Below are 18,792 nucleotides of genomic sequence, written 5' to 3' on the forward strand. Positions count from 1 at the left end.
GTCAGCGGCGGCCACGTCGGCTCCGTCTGCGGGGACGGATGACCCCGGGCATCCCGACCGACGGCCAGCCGTCCAGCTCGGCCGGGGGCACGCCGCGCCGGATCAGGTCGTCCAGCAGCAGGGCGAGCGAGTAGCCGGGGTGCAGACCGAGCGTGCGTTCGAGCGCGACCGCCGCCAACGCGCCCTGCCCGGCGCGCCAGGCAGCGAACGCCAGCAACGCACCGGGCGCGGCGGTCAGCTCCGGCTCGGCCCGGCGCAGCACGTCGGTCCACAGGGCGATGTCCCGATCGCGACCGTCGGTGCGTTCCCAGGCGTGGTCGCGCACCGGCAGGTGGGTCAGCAGCAGGCACAGCCAGGCGACCTCCGCATCGTCGAGCCGTTCACCGCGCCGCTGCCGGCGTTGCGCCTCGCGAACCGCCGTCACCCCGGCGGAGCGCACCGCTCGACCGCCGAGCAGATCGCTGGCGGGCGCGCCCTCGATCAGGTCGACGAGCCGTTTCTCGGCCCCGACGGCGGCCGCGCGCAACGCGTCCCGGGCCGGCCCTTCGACCGGCGACACCTGCGCCACGAGGGCGGCCCGGTCCGGGAGAGCCACCTGGCCGGCGAAGACCGCCGACGCCGTCACCTGGTTGATCTCCGGGTCGTAGCGGCGACCCTCGGGTGGGCAGCACTCGGCCTCGGTGCAGAGGTAGGACCACCACCGGCCGTCGGTCACCCGCAGCGCGTCGAGCACCTCCAGGCCGACACCGGTCAGCGCGGCGCGTACGGCATCCACGCTCGGGGTGACCCGGTCGGGCGGGCCGTAACCCACGACCGTGGCAGCCTCCGCGCCCTGCCGGTGGATCACCCCGGCCAGGTGTCGGGCCCGGTCGAGGGGATCCGTGGACGGCTCGGGCAGGTCGGCGCGGGCGGCGAAGATGATCTGCCGACCGCGCAGCGCCACCGCGACCACGCTGTCGGCGGGGTGGAAACCCAGCAGGTACGGCACGGCGGCGATCAGGTCGGCGGGTGAGCGGACGGCCAACTGGGGGCGTTCGGTCGAGGTCATGTCGGAAGCCTGCGGCGGGGGCACCGGGCCCGGCCACCCCTGTGGACGACACGCGGCTTATCCACAGTTACGCAGCGTGTTTTCCCTGCTCATGCCACACCGACGAGTGCCGAAAGAGCGCCGATGTCGTCGGGCGACACCTGGCTGTCGTAAGGAGCGGTTACCGTGCGCTGATGGACCTGGCGTACCTGCGCGCGCATCCGGCGCACCTCCCGACCTTCCGGACCCATCAGCGGCTCCGGGAGACGCCGGTCGCCGGTGGAGACATCTGCGCCGCCGCCCGGCTCACCCTCGACGACGGCCACTCCGTCTTCGCCAAGTCCTGGCCGGAGAACGCCGACCGACCGGTGCCGGAGGGCTTCTTCGCCGCCGAGGCCGCCGGCCTGCGCTGGCTGCGGGAGGCGGGCGCGGTCGCCGTACCCGAGGTGATCGTGGTGTTGCCGGAGCTGCTGGCGCTCGACTGGGTGGAGCCCGGCGAGCCGACGCCGGAGGCCGCGGAGCGCTTCGGCCGGGAGTTGGCCGGGTTGCACCGGGCGGGCGCGACCACCTTCGGTGCGGCCTGGCCCGGTTTCATCGGCGCGCTTCCCCAGGACAACACCCCCACCGAGGGGCGCTGGTCGACCTGGTTCGTCGAGCGGCGCCTCGCCCCCTACCTGCGACGCTCGGTCGACGGCGGTGCGCTCAGCGGGGCCGACGCCGATCTGGTCGAGCAGGTGATCGGTCGCCTCGACGGGCTCGGCGGCGACGAGCCGCCCGCGCGCATCCACGGCGACCTGTGGCCGGGCAACGTGCTGTGGGGGGCCGACGACCGGGCCTGGCTGGTCGACCCGGCGGCGCACGGTGGGCACCGGGAAACGGATCTCGCCCAGCTCGCCCTCTTCGGCGGCATCCCCCACCTGGGTCGGGTGCTGGCCGCCTACCAGGAGAGTTGGCCGCTGTCGGACGGTTGGCGGGACCGCGTGCCGCTACATCAGCTGCATCTGCTGCTTGTGCACACCGCGCTCTTCGGCGCCAGTTACCGAGATGCGGTCGTCCGGACCGCCCGCGCCGTCCTGGGCCGGGCCGAGCGCGCTACGGTCGACAGGTGAGCGCCGCCCCGGGGTCCGACGGCGTCCTCGTCGACCGGTACGGCCGCGTCGCCCGGGACCTGCGCGTGTCCCTCACCGACAAGTGCAACCTGCGCTGCACCTACTGCATGCCGGCGGAAGGGCTGCCCTGGCTGGCCGGCCCCGAGCTGCTGACCGACGAGGAGATCGTCCGGCTGGTCCAGGTGGCGGTCGAGATGCTCGGCGTGACCGAGGTGCGGTTCACCGGCGGTGAGCCGCTGATCCGACCCGGGCTGGTCGACATCGTGACGGCCGTCGCCGCCCTCCAGCCCCGCCCCCGGGTCTCGCTGACCACCAACGGCATCGGCCTGGACCGGCTGGCCCCGGCGTTGCGCGCGGCCGGCCTGGACCGGGTGAACGTCTCACTGGACACCCTGGACCCGGACCGGTTCACCACGCTCACCCGCCGTCCCCGCCTCGACGCGGTGCTGGCCGGGCTGGCCGGGGCGGCGGCAGTCGGCCTCAGCCCCGTGAAGATCAACTCAGTGCTGATGCGAGGTGTGAACGAGGACGAGGCGCCAGCGCTGCTCCGCTTCGCCCTCGATCACGACTACCAGCTGCGGATCATCGAGCAGATGCCGCTGGACGCCCAGCACGGTTGGGCCCGCGACACCATGGTCACCGCCGAGGAGATCCTGGCGTCCCTGCGTACCGCCTTCGATCTCAGCCCCGACCCGGCCGAGCGCGGTGCGGCACCGGCGGAGACCTGGCTGGTCGACGGAGGTCCCGCCCGGGTCGGTGTGATCGCCAGCGTCACCCGCCCCTTCTGCGGGGACTGCGACCGCACCCGGCTGACCGCCGACGGTCAGGTCCGCGCCTGCCTCTTCGCCACCGAGGAGTCGGATCTGCGCGCCGCGCTGCGGGCCGGCGCGGACGACGACGAGCTGGCCCGACGCTGGCGTACCGCGATGTGGGGCAAGCGCGCCGGGCACGGCATCGACGACCCGACCTTCCTCCAACCGACCCGACCGATGTCCGCGATCGGGGGCTGAGCATGCCGGGGACACCGCTGACCGTCCGCTACTTCGCTGGCGCCCGCGCCGCCGCCGGCCGCGCCGAGGAGGCCGTCCCCGGTGGGCGGTCACTCGACGACCTCACGGCCGAGCTGTCCCAGCGCCACGGCGACCGTCTCGCCAGGGTGCTGCGGGTGGCGAGTTTCCTCGTGAACGGCGTCACCTGTCATGATCGTCAGGCACCCCTACCGGCCGGGGCCACGATCGATGTCCTGCCCCCGTTCGCGGGCGGCTGAGGGAGGCGCGCACACATGATGGCGGTTCTGGGGTTCGTGGCTGTCCTGGCGCTGGTCACCGGTCTCATCCACCTCTACCTGTGGAAGCGGCTGGTTCGGGACACCACCACACCGGGTCGCTGGCGACGGGTCGGCGCGATCACCGCCGTGGTGCTGGCCGTGCTGGTGCCGGTCACCCTCGCCGGGACGCAGGCCGGGCTCTACTGGCTCGCCTGGCCGGGCTACCTGTGGCTCGCGCTGATGTTCTACCTGCTTGTCGTGCTTGTCGTGCTGGAAGTGCCGATGCTCGTCGCCCGGCTGGTGCTGCGCCGCCGGGTGGTTGCCGCGGAGCCGACCACCGCCGCGCCCGAACCGGTACTGGTCGGTGCCGCCGGGCCGACCGACCCGCCGGCCGCCGGCGCTGTCGCGGCACCGGACCACGACCCGTCCCGTCGGTTGCTGCTGGCCCGTGGGGCGGCCATCTTCGCCGGCCTCACCGCCACCGGCATCACGGGGTACGGCGTCCGCACCGCCCTCGGCCCGCCGCAGCTGGACCGGGTGCGGATCCCGCTCGCCAAGCTCCCCCGCAGCATGGACGGTCTGCGCATCGCCACCGTCTCCGACATCCACCTCGGCCCGCTGCGCGGCCGGGCACACACCGAGCGGATCGTCGCCGCGATCAACCGGCTCGACGCGGACATCGTCGCCGTCGTCGGTGACCTGGTGGACGGCTCCGTCGCCGAACTCGGCTCGGCCGCCGCGCCGCTGCGCGACCTGCGCTCCCGCTACGGCAGCTTCTTCGTCACCGGCAACCATGAGTACTACTCCGGCGTCGAGGAGTGGGTCCAGGAGGTCGACCGGCTCGGTCTGCGGGTGCTGCAGAACCGGCGGCAGGAGATCCAGGCCCGGGGTGGGGTGCTCGACCTGGCTGGCGTGAACGACCTCAGCGGGGCGGGCACCGGCCTCGCGGCCGGTCCGGACTTCGCCGCCGCCCTCGGTGACCGCGACCCGAGCCGGCCCGTCGTCCTGCTCGCGCACCAGCCTGCGGCTGCGATGGAGGCAGCCAGGTACGGCGTCGATCTTCAGTTGTCCGGGCACACCCACGGCGGGCAGATGGTGCCGTTCAACCTGGCCGTCCGGCTGGAGCAGCCGGTGGTCAGCGGGCTCGGTGAGGTGGACGGCACCAAGGTCTACGTGACCAACGGCGCCGGTTTCTGGGGTCCGCCGGTCCGGGTCGGCGCGGAGCCGCAAATCAGTCTGGTCGAGCTGCGCTCGGCATAGCGGAGGTCACGTCCGCGCGTGGCGGCGGGTGGCCGGCGCGGCGGGCGTGACAGGATGCGGCGTGCCCCCGTTCAGCGCCGTACCCCCCGGTGGCCTACCGCCATTCGTCGCGGACCTGCACATCCACTCGAAGTACTCGCGCGCGTGCAGCCGTGATCTCACCACGCCGAACCTCGCGTGGTGGGCCCGGCGTAAGGGCATCGGCCTGCTCGGCACCGGCGACTTCACCCACCCCGCCTGGTACGACCACCTGCGGGAGACGCTGCGCCCGGCCGAGCCGGGGCTCTACCGACTCGACCCGGAAGCGGAACGGGACATCGCCCGCCGACTGCCACCCCGACTCGCCTCGACGGCGGAGGCGGACCCGGTCCGGTTCATGCTGAGCGTGGAGATCTCCACCATCTACAAGCGGGACGACCGGACCCGCAAGGTGCACCACCTGATCTACCTGCCGGATCTGGACGCGGTGGCCCGGTTCAACACCGCCCTCGGCCGGATCGGCAACCTCGGCTCCGACGGCCGGCCGATCCTCGGACTGGACTCCCGCGACCTGCTGGAGATCACGCTTGAGGCCAGCCCCGACGGTTACCTGGTGCCCGCGCACATCTGGACGCCGTGGTTCTCCGCGTTGGGCTCGAAGTCCGGCTTCGACGCGATCGCGGACTGCTACGCCGACCTGGCCGAACACATCTTCGCCGTGGAGACCGGGCTCTCCTCCGACCCCGCGATGAACTGGCGCGTCGGCAGCCTGGACGGCTACCAGTTGGTGTCCAACTCGGACGCGCACTCGCCACCGGCTCTCGGCCGGGAGGCGACAGTGCTGACCGCGGAACGGGACTACTTCGCCGTTCGGGAGGCGCTGCGTACCGGTGACGGCCTGGCCGGCACTGTCGAGTTCTTCCCGGAGGAGGGCAAGTACCACGCGGACGGGCACCGGCTGTGTGGGGTGAACTGGTCTCCGGAGCGCACCCGGACCGCCGGCGGCCGCTGCCCCGAGTGCGGCAAACCGCTCACCGTGGGTGTCCTCAGCCGGGTCGAGGAGCTGGCCGACCGTCCGGCCGGGCACCGGCCGGCACACGCCCGGGACGTCACTCACCTGGTGCCGCTGGCCGAGATCCTCGGCGAGATCAACAAGGTGGGTGCCCGGTCGAAGAAGGTCGAGGGGCGGTTCAACGAGTTGCTCGCCGCACTCGGCCCCGAGCTGGAGATCCTGACCACGACGCCGTTGGCCGACATCGAGCAGGCCGGCGGTGAACTGCTCGCGGAGGGCATCGGGCGGCTGCGGCGCGGCGACGTCCGGCGGGTGCCCGGCTACGACGGCGAGTACGGCGTGATCACGCTCTTCGACCCGGCCGAGCTGGGCGCGCAGGAGACCCTGTTCGACGTACCGGTGCCGGCGCAGCGACGGCCCACGGAGCCGGCGCCCCGGGTCGCGGCAAAGCGCCCGGCGGCGGCGAAGTCGGAGCCGAAGCGGAAGCCGGCCCCGACGCCCGCGCCGCCGATCGCGTCGCCGCCGTCTCCGCACGAACCGTTCGAGCCGATGCTCGCCGGCATGGAGGAGGTCGGTACCGGCCTGCTGGACCGGCTGGACGCCATGCAGCGGGTGGCCGCGTCGGCACCTGGTGGCCCGCTGCTCATCGTGGCCGGTCCGGGCACCGGCAAGACCAGGACACTGACCCACCGGATCGCGTACCTCTGCGCGGAGCTGAACGTCTTCCCCGAGCACTGCCTCGCGATCACGTTCACCCGCCGGGCCGCCGAGGAGTTGCGGCACCGCCTCGACGGCCTGCTCGGCCCGGTCGCCGAGGACGTCACAGTGGGCACGTTCCACGCGCTGGGGCTGCTGATCCTGCGGGAGAACACCGCCGCTGCGGGCCTGCCGGCCGACTTCCGGATCGCCGACGACGCCGAGCGGGCGGCGGCCCGCACCGAGGCCGGCGACGACAGCGCCACCTACACGTCCCTGCTGCGTAAGCAGGACCTGGTGGACCTGGACGAGCTGGTGACCCTGCCGGTGGAGTTGCTGCGGGCCGACCGGAAGCTGGTCGAGCGGTACCGGGACCGCTGGCGGTGGATCTTCGTCGACGAGTACCAGGACGTCGACGAGGTGCAGTACGAGCTGCTGCGGCTGCTCAGCCCCACCGACGGCAACCTCTGCGCGATCGGCGACCCGGACCAGGCGATCTACTCGTTCCGGGGTGCCGACGTCGGCTACTTCCTGCGCTTCTCCGAGGACTTCACCGACGCCCGACTGGTGCGGCTCAACCGCAACTACCGCTCGTCGGCGCCGATCCTGGCCGCCGCGGTGCAGGCCATCGCGCCGTCCTCGCTGGTGCGGGGTCGACGACTGGACCCGGCCCGGCTCGACCCGGAGGCCCCGCTGGTCGGGCGCTACCCGGCGGCGTCCGTGGTCGAGGAGGCCGACTTCGTGGTGCGTACCGTCGACGACCTGGTCGGCGGGCTGTCGCACCGCTCGCTGGACTCGGGTCGCATCGACGGCCGGTCCACCTCGCTGTCGTTCTCCGACATCGCCGTGCTGTACCGCACCGACGCGCAGGCCGCCCCGATCGTGGACGCCCTGACCCGGGCCAACATCCCCGTGCAGAAGCGTTCCCACGACCGGCTGCGGGATCGGCCCGGGGTTGCCGCCATCGCCCGGGAGCTACGGCACGCCGACGGTCTGGCCGGCTCGCTGGCCGCCCGGGTGCGGCTGGCCGGTCAGGTGGTCGCGGAGCGGTTCGCCGTGCCCACCCTGGACGGCGCGGGCAGCACCGTCCGCCCCGAGGACGTCCGCTCGGCGGTGGACCTGCTGACCCCGTTGGCCCGGCGCTGCGGCGACGACCTGGAGACCTTCCTGTCGCAGTTGGCGACCGGCGCGGAGGTGGACGCGCTGGACCCGCGCGCCGAGGCGGTCACGCTGCTCACCCTGCACGCCGCGAAGGGCCTGGAGTTCCCGGTGGTCTTCCTGGTCGGCGTCGAGGACGGGCTGCTGCCGCTGCGCTGGCCGGGCTCGACACCAGACGACGACGCCGTCGCCGAGGAGCGCCGGCTCTTCTTCGTCGGCCTGACCCGGGCCCAGGACCGGCTGTACGTCAGTCACGCGGCCCGCCGCATCCGCCACGGCGCGGAGCGCGACTGCGCCCCCTCGCCGTTCCTCTCCAGCATCGACCCGGGCCTCTTCGAACGCTTCGGCGAAGAAGAACCCCGCCGCCCAAAGGACCGCCAACTCCGCCTGATCTAACCCCCGCCCCCTCCTCCCCCCAGACCCCGCCCCTTAGCTGCGCCGATCTTGCGCTTTCTGTTGCCCTTCTGCGTGGAGATGCACCTTGTGCCGGCACCGAAACCGCAAGATCGACGAGGGCTTGCGGCGCAGGGCTTGCGGCGCAGGGCTTGCGGCGCGGGGCTTGCGGCGCGGGGCTTGCGGCGCGGGGCTTGCGGCGCGGGGCTTGCGGCGCGGGGCTTGCGGCGCGGGGCTTGCGGCGCGGGGCTTGCGGCGCGGGGCTTGCGGCGCGGGGCTTGCGGCGCGGGGTGGGGGTCAGGTGAGGAGAGCGGCGAGCCAGGCGCCGGTCAGCAGGGCTGGGCCGAGGGGTAGCGCGGTGTCCCGGTGCACCTTTCGGGCGGCCAGCAGGCCGAGGACCAGGACGCCCTGCAGGACGTGCGGCAGCAGAATCCCGGCCAGCAGGGCGTCCCGCCCCAGCCAGCCGAGCGGCAGGCCGAGGACGGTGGCGAGTTTCACGTCGCCGAAACCCAGTCGGGACCCGGGCAGCACTGCCAGCAGCACGTGCGCCGTCCCCGCGACCGCCGCGCCGCCCAGCACGCCGAGCAGCCGGCCGGGAGCGTCGGACAGCACCGCCGCAACTGTCAGACCCCCGAGGGCCAGCAACCCGGCAATGAGGACCAGCGGGTCGGGCAGCCGCAGGCAGGCCAGGTCGACCCGCGCGAGCACCAGACCGACCGCCCCGACCGCGAGGAAGACCGGTAACGCCGGGTCGTCGGCAGCCGCGCCGGCAAGGCCGACGAAGACGCTGGCCGCCACCATCGGCGCGACCCAGGGCCGCCGGAACGGCTGCGGCGGTGCAAACGCCCACGACCCGGCGTCCGCCGTGGCGAAGCGCCGCGACATCAGGGGTACGACGAGGCCGACCAATGTGCCGAGCAGAGCGATCGACACCAGCGCGGCGGCCGACATGGCCCGGACGTTACCGACGCTCGCGCACCGGCGTGACCCCCGATCGTGATCCCGTGCCGGACCGACGCGGCCGTTCGGTGACCACCACCACCGCGACCCCGGCCACGATGACGGCACCGCCGAGCAGCACCTGCGGGGTGACCGGCTCGGCCACCAGCAGCGCGCCGAGCACCACCGCGACCGCCGGGTTCACGTAGGCGTACGTCGACACCAGCGAGATCGGCGCGTTGTGCAGCAGCCAGACGTACGCGGTGAAGGCCACCAGTGAACCAGCCACCATGAGGTAGCCCAGCGCCAACCAGGACCGGGTGCTGACCGCCGCCGGGTGGAAGTCGGCCAGTTCGCCCCGACCGGCGGCGACGACCGCCAGCACCAGCGAGCCAGCCACCATCTCGTACACGGTGGCCACGAAGGGGTCGGCGGGCATCCGGATCCGTCCGGACAGGAACGACCCGACCGACCAGGAGGCGGTCGCCGCCACCACAGTCAACGCCCCGACCAGCGGCACCGCGCCCGAACCACCGCCGGGCAGCACCAACAGGATCAGGCCGACGAAGCCCACAGTGACCCCGGCGAACGTCCAGAGCGGCGGCCGGTCCCCGGTGGCCGAGCGCAACAGCACCACCAGCAGCGGCACCGTGGCCACCAGCAGCGCGGCGATCCCGGACGGCACCGCGACGCCGGGCGGCCCCGATTCGGCGAGCACCACCAGGCCGTTGCCACCGGCGAGCAGGAGCACCCCGACCAACGCGACGGAGCCGAGTTGCCGTCGGTCCACCCGCAGCGCGCCGGGGCCCCGGCGCAACCGCAGCACCACCGCCAGGATCAGGCCGGCCACCGCGAACCGGAGGGCGGCCGACAGCAGCGGGGGCAGCGTCTCCACGGTGATCCGGATGGCCAGATAGGTCGACCCCCAGAGCAGGTAGACCACGATCAACGCGGTCCAGATCAGTGCCGGTGTGGTGCTGACGCGACGGCCGGCGAGGGCCGTGGCGCTCGGTGGAGGTGAGCTCATCAGTGGACCACGCTACGGTGACCTCGGAGTCCGCGTCGCGCTTTGGTGGCCGGCCTCTCACCACTCGTGCAGGAGGGCGGCATGACGAACTACGGACAACCGGGAGGCGGCCACCCGGGGCCGTGGCGTGGCCAGCGACCCGATGAGACACCAGGTCATCCGGTGCAGCGGCAGTACCCGCCCAGGCCCGAGTCGTACCCACCGACGCCCGAGTCCTACCCGCCGGCGGTCTCGTCGTATCCGCCCGGCCCGCAGGGGCCCGGGTCATACGGCGAGCCGACCTACGGAGGCGGTCCGGGAACGCAGTACGGTGCAGCGCCCGGCGCGCCCTACGGCGGCTCGTACCAGCCGACACCGACCTACGGCGAGCAGCCGCCGTACCGGCCCGACGACCCGTACGGCGAGGATCCGGCACCAGGCCGGCGCGGCCGGGGGCCGCTGATCGCGGTGCTGGCCGTCGTCCTCGTGGTGCTGGCCGTCGCCGGTGTGTTCTGGTTCCGCGATGGGCAGAGCGACCCGGCGCCGGCGGCGGCGCCGAGCAGTCCGGCGGCGGTTGCCGGTGAGCCCAGCGCGGACGCGGTCGAGCCCGCGCCGAGCGCGGCGGCGCCGGAGTCGTCGGCCGATCCCCGGTTCGCCAAGGTCGGCCAGTGCGTCCGCAACGACGGCGCCGCCGGCGGCAAACCCAAGCTGCTGATCAGCGGTTGCACCGCGAAGTCGTACGAGGTGCTGAGCCGGATCGACGGCCCGACCAGCGGCGAGCGGGACGCCGAGACCAAGTGCGACAAGGTGAAGGGTTACACCAACTGGTATTTCTTCGACAGTGAGCTGGACACTCTCGACTTCGTCCTCTGCCTCAAGCAACGCTGAGACCACCCACCCCCGGGGATGACATGACGACCTACGGACCTGCGGGTTCCGATCAGCCGGACGACCCGTACCAGCGCCCGCCCAGCGGGCCTGACAGCTCACCACCGGTCGACCCGACCGTGCCGCAGTGGAGCACCCCGCCGGCCTCCGACGATCCGACCCGGCAGCAGTGGAGCACCCCGCCGGCCTCCGACGACCCGACCCGGCAGCAGTGGGGTCCGCCGCCGGCCGACGCGGAGCCACCGACGGCACCCATGTGGGCGCCGCCGCCCACCAACCCGGGGCCGCAGTCCGACAATCCGGAGCCGCCGACCACTCCGATGTGGGCGCCACCGCCGACCTCGGGCCCGGGTTACCCGCCGCCCGGGCCGTACCCTCCGCCGGGCCCGTTCCCGCCGGCCGGCCCGACGCCCGGTCAGCCAGCCGGTCCGATACCGGGTCAGCCACCCGCCCCGTGGGGTCAGCAGCCGCCCGGCGGCTACGGGATGCCGCCCGCCGCGCCGACGAAGACCGGCCGCAACGTCGCCCTCATCATCGCGGCGGTGGTGCTGCTGGTGCTCTGTCCGTGCCTCGGCCTGGCCGGTTGGGCGGTCTGGAAGGTGGCCGACGCTGGCAGCGATGCGGCGCGTACCCCGTCGACGAGCGCTCCGGTCGTGCCACCCGCCCTGCCCAGCGACGCGCCGCCGTCAGCCGCGCCGTCTCCGGACGAGGAGTTCGCGCGGGGCGACTGCGTGGTGAACGACGGCAGCGAGGACGACGCGGAGCTCCGCAAGGTGCCGTGCGGCCCGAACACGTATCAGGTGCTGCTGCGCATTCCGGCGACCACCGACGGCGACCGGTGTGAGGTGCTCGCGCCTCAGGCGACAGCGAACTACGTGCACGACAACTCGGTCGACCTGTTCGACTACGTGCTCTGTCTGAAGAAGCGGTAGCTCCGAGCTGGGCGGCCGGTCCGCCGATTGGCAAAACTAGGGCTGTCTAGCGTGGACGCTAGACAGCCCTAGTTTGTTGTCGACGGTTCCGACACGCCGGTAGCCCCATCTATCCATGTCTAGCCCCGCAGCTAGATGGCCCGATAATCTGCGATGCGTGGATCCGGTCCGCAACCCGTACGCGCCGGGCGCCGGCCAGCGCCCGCCCGAACTCGCCGGGCGGGGGCGGGAGCTGGACGTCTTCGACATCGTGCTGGAGCGCATCGCCCGCGGCCGACCCGAGCGCAGCCTGATGCTCACCGGGCTACGCGGCGTCGGCAAGACGGTCCTGCTCAACACCCTCCGGTCCCAGGCGATCAACCGGCTCTGGGGCAGCGGCAAGATCGAAGCTCGACCGGACCAGTCATTGCGCCGACCGGTCGCCGCCGCGCTGCACATGGCGGTGCGCGAGTTGGCCCCCCGCCACCGCGCACCGGACCGGATCGACGCGTTCCTCGGCGTCCTCAAGGCGTTCGCCCAGCGGTCCACCCCGACCGGCCGGGCCGGTGCCGCCACCAAGCTGCGCGACCGGTGGCAGCCCGGCATCGACGTGCCGGCCGCCAGCGGTCGGGCCGACTCCGGCGACATCGAGATCGACCTGGTCGAGCTGTTCAGCGACGCTGCGGCGGTGGCCAGCGACGTGGGCACCGGTATCGCCATCTTCATCGACGAGATGCAGGATCTCGGCCCGGAGGACGTGTCGGCTCTCTGCGCCGCCTGCCACGAGCTGTCCCAGCTCGGCGCACCGCTGATCGTCGTCGGTGCCGGCCTTCCGCACCTGCCGGCAGTGCTCAGCGCCGCCAAGTCGTACTCCGAACGGTTGTTCCGCTACCAGCGCATCGACCGGCTCGACCGGATCGCCGCCGACCAGGCGCTCTGCGCGCCCGCCGAGCGCGAGGAGGTCGAGTACGAGCAGAAGGCCCTCGACCTGCTCTACGAGAAGTCCGGCGGCTACCCCTACTTCGTCCAGGCGTACGGCAAGGCGACCTGGGACAACGCGCCGCGCTCGCCGATCACCGCCGCCGACGTGCGGGTCGCCGCACCCGAGGCGGAAGCTGAGCTGGCGGTCGGGTTCTTCGGGTCCCGGTTCGAACGGGCCACTCCCGCCGAACGTGAGTACATGCGGGCGATGGCCACGTTGTCCGCGGTGGAGGGCGAGCCCGGCGCGGTGGTCCGCGACGACATGGACGCCGCGGTGCCCACCGCGGAGATCGCCCGAGCCCTCGGCCGCAAGCCGGCCAGCCTCTCCCCGGCCCGGGACGCGCTGATCAAGAAGGGGTTGATCTACTCAGGTGAGCGGGGCACCGTCGCCTTCACGGTCCCGCACTTCGGCCGGTACCTGCGGACGCAGCCGGCCTGACGCGTCGGCCCGGTCAGACCTTCGACCAGGGCGCCGGAAAGAGCACCTCGCCGCGCGGCGGCGGGCCTTCCTCGCTGGTGGACGGCGGCAGCACCAACGCCTGCCACGGCTCACCGAGGCCCGCCCACGGACCGGTCAGGCCCAGCTCACTCGCCGGGCCGAACCCGAACCGGCGGTAGAAGGCCGGCGCGCCGAGGACGACGACGAGTCGCTCACCCAACTCGGTGGAGGCGTCCAGTGCGGCCTGCACGACCGCTGTGCCGTGCCCGACACGTTGCCGGTGCGGCGCGACCGCCACCGGGCCGAGCGCCAGCACGGGCACGTCGGCGCCTCGCTCCGGCCGCAGACGCACCCGGGTGAGCAGCGCGTAACCGACCACCTCACCGCCGTACTCGGCGACCATGGCCAGCTCCGGCAACCAGGCGGTGGTGTCGCGCAGCTCGTCCACCAGGCTGACCTCCGGCGGCGTCGTCACGTCCGGGCGGGCGAAGGCCGCGGCCAGCACGCGGCGCACCGAGCCGGCGTCGGCCGGGTCCTCGGGGCGTAGCCGCAGCGTGGTCACCCGCGCGACGTTACCCGTCGGTGCCCGTCCATCCGTGACTGTCGCTCGATTCGGCGTGGCGTACGTGTACGAACACCAATCCGATCCTGCGGTTGCCCGGGTAGCAAACGCCGCGACGGGGTATGACTGATCCATGACGCCCGTACGCTCCCTCGCCCGCGCCATGCTGAGCGGCATCTTCGTGGTCAGCGGGTATCGCAACTTCCGCGCTCCCGGCCGGCTGTCGGCCGCCGCCAAACCCGTGACCGACAAGGTCGCACCGATGCTGAAGAAGGCGCACCCGAGCTTCCCCACCGAGACCGAGACGTTGATCCGACTCAACGCCGCCGTGCAGGTCAGCGCCGGGTTGATGCTGGCCACCGGCCGGTTCAGCCGACCCGCGGCGCTGGTCCTCGCCGGCACGCTGGTGCCGGTGACCGTCGCCGGGCATCCCTTCTGGAAGAACGACGACCCGATCGCCAAGAACAACAACCAGATCCACGTCCTGAAGAACATCGGGCTCCTCGGCGGTCTGCTGCTCGCCGCGGCGGACACCGGCGGCAAGCCGGGGCTGCGGTGGCGGACGGGCCATCGCATCGGCCACTCTCGACGTTCCGTGCAACGCGCCGTCCGGACCGCCCGACGCGAGGCCCGAATCGCCGTCCGCTCCGCCTCCACCGCACGTCGGCTCCCCGGCTGACCTGCGTCGATCCGTCTCGGTCTCACCCCCACCCCCCGCTAAGGGCACGAATTACCTGAACCACCCGGTAGGCGTTAACGCGGTGGAAATGTCAAAAACATGTGTGGGATCGGACACGGTCGCATAACGCGGGAGGCACTGACGTGAGGCGCCGTTCTAGGCTCCGTGCAGGACCTGGACGGATAGGACAACCTTGGTACGGGGGTGGCCACGCCATGCCGACGGATGTCGGTAGACGGGCGGACCGCCTCGCCCCAATCCAACGGGTGACGCGCGGGATCGACCGCGTGACGCGCGGGATCGATCGTAGGAACGTCGTACGGGGTGCCATCGTGGCCGCCGTCGCCTATGCCGCATGGCTCGCCATCGGCGCTTTCGGGCGACCGTACAACTTCTTCGACATGAAGATCTACCACGGTGCCGTGGTGTGGTGGGCGAGCGGTCACGAGCTCTACGAGTTCATCGCGCCCGAAACCACGCTCGGGTTCACCTACCCACCCTTCGCCGGGCTGGTCATGTTGCCGATGGCGCAGCTGCCGATCGACGCGGCCGGCCTGGTCAACGCCGCCGCCAGCATCGCCGCGTTGGCGCTGGTGCTGGCCGGGCTGCTCCGACCCATCGTGGACCGGCTGGGGTGGCCACTGTGGTTCACGGTGGCCGTGGCGGTGCCGCTCGCGGTCGCCATCGAGCCGGGCCGGGAGACGCTCGGGTACGGCCAGGTCAACATCCTGCTGTTCGCCCTGATCATGGCTGACCTGATCGGCCTTCGCTGGCGGTCCCGCCGGGGCACCCACTACGCCGCCACCGACGGCCCGCTGCTGCGCTTCGTCTACGGCGGGGCCTGGGCCGGGGCCGGGATCGGCCTCGCCACGGCTGTCAAGCTCACCCCGGCGCTGTTCATCGCCTACCTGCTGATCACCCGTCAGTGGCGGGTGGCGGCCACCGCCATCGGCACCACGATCGGCGTGACGCTGGGGACCTTCGCGATCGTCGGCGACGAGTCACGGACCTACTTCGGCAGCGTGCTGTGGCAGACCGAACGGGTCGGCGCGGCGGACATGACGCCCAACCAGTCCCTCGCCGGTCTGCTCGCCCGGCTGTACGACTCGATCGAGACTCCGGGGCTGTTGTGGCTCGCCTTCTCGGTGCTGGTCCTGGCGCTGGGCCTGTCCCGGGCCGCGAGTTCCCGCGCCGACGGTGACGAGCTGACCGCCTTCACGCTTGTCGGTCTCACCGCGAACGTGATCAGCCCGATCTCCTGGACGCACCACCTGGTCTGGGTGATCCCGGCGATCATCGTGCTGGCCGACGCCGCTGTGCGTCGCCGCGAGGCGAGCCGGGGGACACCGCAGCGCACCGGTCAGGGGCCGGTCTTCGGCGGGCTCCCCGGGGTCAACGGGCTCCGCCCGCCGATCTGGTACCCGACGCTGACCGGGCTGCGCCACGGCGTCGCCGCGATCGGGCTCTACCTGCTCTTCCTGATCTCGCCGATCTGGCCGTACGAACACCAACTGCCGGAGATGTCGCACTACCAGGACGGTCTGTTCGGCGCGCTGATGGAGAACTCGCTCGCGCTCGCCCTGATCGTGCTGGTCGCCGCGCTGCCCTGGCGACCGGGTGCGGAGCCCGCGTTCTACGGCGACCGGCTGTCCAGGGCCGTGGCGGTCAACGGTCACCGCTGACGGGTGGGGCAGGTGACCCGTCAGGGGCAGTTGACCCATTCCTCGGTGCCGTCGGTGAAGACCTGCCGCTTCCAGATCGGCAGTCGCGCCTTGACCTCGTCGACCAGCCGGGCGCAGGCCGCGAAGGCCGCCGCCCGGTGCGCGGTGCTCACCGCGGCGACCAGCGCCACGTCACCGATCGCCAGGGGGCCGACCCGGTGCGAGACCGCCACCGCGTAGACGTCGGGCTCCGCGGCGATCTCGGCGGCCACCTCGCGCAGCACCTGCTCGGCGCTCGGGTGCCCCTCGTACTCCAGGCTGGTGACCTGGCGGCCGTGGTCGTGGTCGCGGACCACGCCCTGGAAGGACACCACCGCGCCGGCCCGCCGGTCGGCGACCGCGGCCTCGTGTGCGGCCAGGTCGAGTGGCCGGTCGGTGACCTCGCCGAAGGTGACAGCTGGTGCGGTCACGACGCACGCTCCCCGGGAAACAACGGCAGTGGCACGATCGGCACCCGGTCGCCCGGCTCGCCGCTGGTGCCGGGGCGGATGACGGCGAACCCGTCCGCGCCGGCCACGCCCCGCAGCATCGCCGAGCCGACGTGGCGGACCGGGGACGCCACCCCGGCGGCTCGGTCCAGTCGGACCAGCGCCAGGTGGGTGTGGTCACCGCGGCCGGGCACCGCCTCGGCCAACGTGGCCTGCGGCAACACCGGCATCGACCGGCCCTGGAGGCCGGCGAGCAGTGGGGCGACCAGCGACACCAGCGCGACGATCGCGGACTGCGGGTTGCCCGGCAGCCCGGCCACGAACCGGGCACGCCCGTCGGGGCCGGTCAGCCGGGCCAGCAGCATCGGGAAGCCGGGGCGGACCGCCACCGTGTTGACCACGTAGTCGGCGCCGAGCGCCTCCAGGGTCGGGTGCAGGTGGTCGACCGGACCGTTCATCGTGCCGCCGGTGGTGCAGACCAGATCGGCGTTCGTCAGCGCCGAGCGCAGTGCCGCCACGTGCGCGGGCAGCGTGTCGGCCACCGGGCCGACCACGTCGGACGGGCGGACCTGGCAGCCGTAGCGCCGCAGCCACGCCGGCACCGAGGGGCCCAGCGCGTCGCGGACCCGACCGGCCGCGGGCGGGCCCGCTGTCAGCAGCTCGTCGCCGAAGACCAGCAGCGCGGCACGCGGCGCCCGTCGAACCCGCAGCGTGTCGTGCCCGCAGGTGGCCGCCAGGCCGATCACCGCCGGGTCGACCGGCGTGCCGGCCGGCAGCAACACCTCATCGGCGTACGCCTCCTCGCCGGGTTTGCGCCACTCGGGCGTGCTCCGGGGAACGCCGCTGACCAGGCCGTCAGCATTTTTCGACTCTTCCACGCGCAGCACGGCGGTGGCCCCCTCGGGCACCATCGCACCGGTCGCGATCTCGACGGTCGTGTCGTCCTCGGTGAGCGGCGCGGGGGTGCTGCCGGCCAGGACCCGCCCGACGACGCGCCACGGACCACTGCCGCGCACCGCCCAGCCATCCACGCTGGAGGTCGGGAACGCCGGCAGGTCGGTGCGGGTGGTCAACGGCTCGGCCAGGGTCGACCCGTCGGTGTCGACGAGTGGTCGGGCGACGGTGGGCAACGCGGCGGCCAGGCCGACCGCGTAGACCCGCGAACGCGCTTCCTCCCACCCGGCAGGCGGGGGTGCGCTGACCCGATCCGCGTTGGGTGCGGTTTCCGTGCTCACCGACCGAGCCTATCGGCACGGACCGACACCCGTCCGGGCCTGGCGTGCACCAGGTGGCCCAAGCGGTTCAGTGATCCCCGCCGCGAAGCTGGTCGACGGTGTGCCCGAGGATCGGCCCGAGAACGGCCAGGCCGTCCCGGGCGCCACCGGTCGAGCCGGGCAGGTTGACCACCAGCATCCGACCGGCGACCCCGGCCAGGCCCCGGGACAGCACCGACGTCGGCACCCGGTCACGGCTGTGCGCGCGGATCGCCTCGGCGATGCCGGGGACCTCGTAATCCAGCAGGCCCCGGGTCACGTCCGGCGTCCGGTCCGACGGGGTCACTCCGGTGCCACCGCTGGTCACCACCACGTCGACACCGTCGGCGCGGGCGGCCCGCAGGGCCTCGCCGACCGGCTCACCGTCGGGCACCACCACCGGATCGTCGACCTGGCAGCCCAGCTCGCGCAGCCCGGCGACGAGCAACGGCCCGCTGGTGTCGGCGTAGACACCGGCCGCTGCCCGATTGGAAGCGACGATCACCCGGGCCCGGATCACTGCCGGTCCTCCGGACGAACCCACTCGCCGGTCTTGCCGCCCTCCTTGCGCAGCACCCGGACCGCCTCCACCGAGGCCGCCGGGTCAACCGCCTTGACCATGTCGACCAGGGCGAGACCGGCGACGGCCACCGCCGTCAGTGCCTCCATCTCCACCCCCGTGCGGTCCGCCGTGCGGGCAGTGGCCGTGATCTCCACGGTGTCGGTGGTCAGCCGCAGGTCGACGGTGACGCCGTGCAGGGCGATCGGGTGGCACAGCGGGATCAGATCCGGAGTGCGCTTGGCCCCCATGATCCCGGCCAGCCGCCCGACGGCCAGCGCGTCACCCTTGGGCAGACCGTCGCGATGCAACAGGTCGATGACCTCGGGTGTCGTCCGCAGAAGACCGGCCGCGACGGCCAACCGGCCCGTCACCGCCTTGGCGGAGACATCGACCATGCGGGCCGCGCCGGCGCGATCGACGTGGCTGAGCTGCGCGGGTTCGGTCACGGGCGTGAGCCTATCGGTGCGGTACGACGGTGGTCGGAAGGAGCGACGTCACGCTGACGATCGCACCGGGTGCTGA

The 18,792-nt window shown here is 73.0% G+C and carries 17 protein-coding genes and 1 pseudogene; 10 read left to right on the forward strand and 8 right to left on the reverse strand.

Translation table 11 applies throughout. The annotated features are described in order from the left end of the window. Position 1: 1 nt before the first annotated feature. Positions 2–1,048 (reverse strand): DUF4192 domain-containing protein, encoded by a 1,047-nt coding sequence (locus ACX27O_RS00535; protein ID WP_030331751.1) that lies wholly within the window; start codon positions 1,046–1,048, stop codon positions 2–4. 173 nt (positions 1,049–1,221) lie between these two features. On the opposite strand from ACX27O_RS00535, the gene ACX27O_RS00540 reads away from it, so the two are divergent. The 5 genes from ACX27O_RS00540 (at position 1,222) to ACX27O_RS00560 (ending at position 7,904) form a co-directional block, all read left to right on the forward strand. Further along, complete coding sequence (locus tag ACX27O_RS00540) at positions 1,222–2,136, forward strand: fructosamine kinase family protein (RefSeq protein ID WP_030331753.1); 915 nt, start codon at positions 1,222–1,224, stop codon at positions 2,134–2,136. After that, positions 2,133–3,146, forward strand: a complete 1,014-nt coding sequence (gene moaA, locus ACX27O_RS00545) for a GTP 3',8-cyclase MoaA (RefSeq protein WP_458938799.1) — start codon at positions 2,133–2,135, stop codon at positions 3,144–3,146. The genes ACX27O_RS00540 and moaA overlap by 4 nt, the downstream gene beginning before the upstream one ends. Before the next feature lie 2 nt (positions 3,147–3,148). Beyond that, positions 3,149–3,403 (forward strand): MoaD/ThiS family protein, encoded by a 255-nt coding sequence (locus tag ACX27O_RS00550; protein ID WP_458938800.1) that lies wholly within the window; start codon positions 3,149–3,151, stop codon positions 3,401–3,403. A gap of 15 nt (positions 3,404–3,418) precedes the next feature. Further along, the gene (locus tag ACX27O_RS00555; RefSeq protein WP_458938801.1) at positions 3,419–4,663 is read left to right on the forward strand and encodes a metallophosphoesterase; all 1,245 of its coding nucleotides are present in this window, start codon (positions 3,419–3,421) and stop codon (positions 4,661–4,663) included. Positions 4,664–4,724: 61 nt separating this feature from the next. Further along, entirely contained in the window at positions 4,725–7,904 is a 3,180-nt protein-coding gene (locus tag ACX27O_RS00560) for a UvrD-helicase domain-containing protein (protein WP_358129613.1), read from the forward strand. A 294-nt stretch (positions 7,905–8,198) separates the two neighbouring features. On the opposite strand, the gene ACX27O_RS00565 is transcribed toward ACX27O_RS00560, so the two are convergent. Together ACX27O_RS00565 and ACX27O_RS00570 are read right to left on the reverse strand one after the other, a co-directional pair. Continuing rightward, entirely contained in the window at positions 8,199–8,852 is a 654-nt protein-coding gene (locus ACX27O_RS00565) for an A24 family peptidase (RefSeq protein ID WP_051708446.1), read from the reverse strand. Between the two features lie 10 nt (positions 8,853–8,862). After that, positions 8,863–9,867: an EamA family transporter gene (locus ACX27O_RS00570; protein ID WP_358129607.1), complete on the reverse strand. Its 1,005-nt coding sequence runs from the start codon at positions 9,865–9,867 to the stop codon at positions 8,863–8,865. Positions 9,868–10,239: 372 nt separating this feature from the next. Here ACX27O_RS00570 and ACX27O_RS00575 point away from each other — a divergent pair. From ACX27O_RS00575 to ACX27O_RS00585, 3 genes and pseudogenes are all read left to right on the forward strand, one after another. Continuing rightward, positions 10,240–10,734 (forward strand): annotated as a pseudogene (locus ACX27O_RS00575) (LppU/SCO3897 family protein); the annotation flags it as partial. 485 nt (positions 10,735–11,219) lie between these two features. Further along, on the forward strand, positions 11,220–11,666 hold the full coding sequence (locus tag ACX27O_RS00580) for an LppU/SCO3897 family protein (protein ID WP_051708488.1): 447 nt from the start codon (positions 11,220–11,222) through the stop codon (positions 11,664–11,666). A 157-nt stretch (positions 11,667–11,823) separates the two neighbouring features. Next, a complete protein-coding gene (locus ACX27O_RS00585; RefSeq protein WP_030331772.1) occupies positions 11,824–13,065 on the forward strand; it encodes an ATP-binding protein in 1,242 nt (413 codons plus the stop codon). Positions 13,066–13,078: 13 nt separating this feature from the next. Here ACX27O_RS00585 and ACX27O_RS00590 read toward each other — a convergent pair whose 3' ends face one another. Then, entirely contained in the window at positions 13,079–13,627 is a 549-nt protein-coding gene (locus ACX27O_RS00590; protein ID WP_210860113.1) for a GNAT family N-acetyltransferase, read from the reverse strand. 133 nt (positions 13,628–13,760) lie between these two features. On the opposite strand from ACX27O_RS00590, the gene ACX27O_RS00595 reads away from it, so the two are divergent. After that, a complete protein-coding gene (locus ACX27O_RS00595) occupies positions 13,761–14,306 on the forward strand; it encodes a DoxX family protein (RefSeq protein ID WP_030331775.1) in 546 nt (181 codons plus the stop codon). A 215-nt stretch (positions 14,307–14,521) separates the two neighbouring features. After that, entirely contained in the window at positions 14,522–15,988 is a 1,467-nt protein-coding gene (locus ACX27O_RS00600; RefSeq protein ID WP_030331776.1) for a glycosyltransferase 87 family protein, read from the forward strand. 20 nt (positions 15,989–16,008) lie between these two features. On the opposite strand, the gene ACX27O_RS00605 is transcribed toward ACX27O_RS00600, so the two are convergent. The 4 genes from ACX27O_RS00605 to moaC form a co-directional block, all read right to left on the reverse strand. Next, the gene (locus tag ACX27O_RS00605; RefSeq protein WP_030331779.1) at positions 16,009–16,437 is read right to left on the reverse strand and encodes a molybdenum cofactor biosynthesis protein MoaE; all 429 of its coding nucleotides are present in this window, start codon (positions 16,435–16,437) and stop codon (positions 16,009–16,011) included. Further along, on the reverse strand, positions 16,434–17,690 hold the full coding sequence (locus ACX27O_RS00610; protein ID WP_210860117.1) for a molybdopterin molybdotransferase MoeA: 1,257 nt from the start codon (positions 17,688–17,690) through the stop codon (positions 16,434–16,436). Before ACX27O_RS00610 ends, ACX27O_RS00605 begins: the two co-directional genes overlap by 4 nt. A 67-nt stretch (positions 17,691–17,757) precedes the next feature. Further along, on the reverse strand, positions 17,758–18,228 hold the full coding sequence (locus ACX27O_RS00615) for a MogA/MoaB family molybdenum cofactor biosynthesis protein (RefSeq protein ID WP_030331783.1): 471 nt from the start codon (positions 18,226–18,228) through the stop codon (positions 17,758–17,760). Further along, positions 18,225–18,716, reverse strand: coding sequence for a cyclic pyranopterin monophosphate synthase MoaC (gene moaC / locus ACX27O_RS00620; RefSeq protein ID WP_210865596.1), 492 nt, complete (start codon positions 18,714–18,716; stop codon positions 18,225–18,227). The genes ACX27O_RS00615 and moaC overlap by 4 nt, the downstream gene beginning before the upstream one ends. Positions 18,717–18,792 lie beyond the last annotated feature (76 nt).

It is taken from the genome of Micromonospora sp. SD19 (genome assembly GCF_054462275.1).

What these genes read in the sequence shown, in the direction of transcription:
- ACX27O_RS00535 (WP_030331751.1), bottom strand. Translation starts at nt 1,048, where the DNA reads ATGACCTCGACCGAACGCCCCCAGTTGGCCGTCCGCTCACCCGCCGAC.
- ACX27O_RS00580 (WP_051708488.1), top strand. Translation starts at nt 11,220, where the DNA reads ATGCCGCCCGCCGCGCCGACGAAGACCGGCCGCAACGTCGCCCTCATC.
- ACX27O_RS00600 (WP_030331776.1), top strand. Translation starts at nt 14,522, where the DNA reads ATGCCGACGGATGTCGGTAGACGGGCGGACCGCCTCGCCCCAATCCAA.
- ACX27O_RS00595 (WP_030331775.1), top strand. Translation starts at nt 13,761, where the DNA reads ATGACGCCCGTACGCTCCCTCGCCCGCGCCATGCTGAGCGGCATCTTC.
- ACX27O_RS00565 (WP_051708446.1), bottom strand. Translation starts at nt 8,852, where the DNA reads ATGTCGGCCGCCGCGCTGGTGTCGATCGCTCTGCTCGGCACATTGGTC.
- ACX27O_RS00555 (WP_458938801.1), top strand. Translation starts at nt 3,419, where the DNA reads ATGATGGCGGTTCTGGGGTTCGTGGCTGTCCTGGCGCTGGTCACCGGT.
- ACX27O_RS00570 (WP_358129607.1), bottom strand. Translation starts at nt 9,867, where the DNA reads ATGAGCTCACCTCCACCGAGCGCCACGGCCCTCGCCGGCCGTCGCGTC.
- ACX27O_RS00550 (WP_458938800.1), top strand. Translation starts at nt 3,149, where the DNA reads ATGCCGGGGACACCGCTGACCGTCCGCTACTTCGCTGGCGCCCGCGCC.
- ACX27O_RS00540 (WP_030331753.1), top strand. Translation starts at nt 1,222, where the DNA reads ATGGACCTGGCGTACCTGCGCGCGCATCCGGCGCACCTCCCGACCTTC.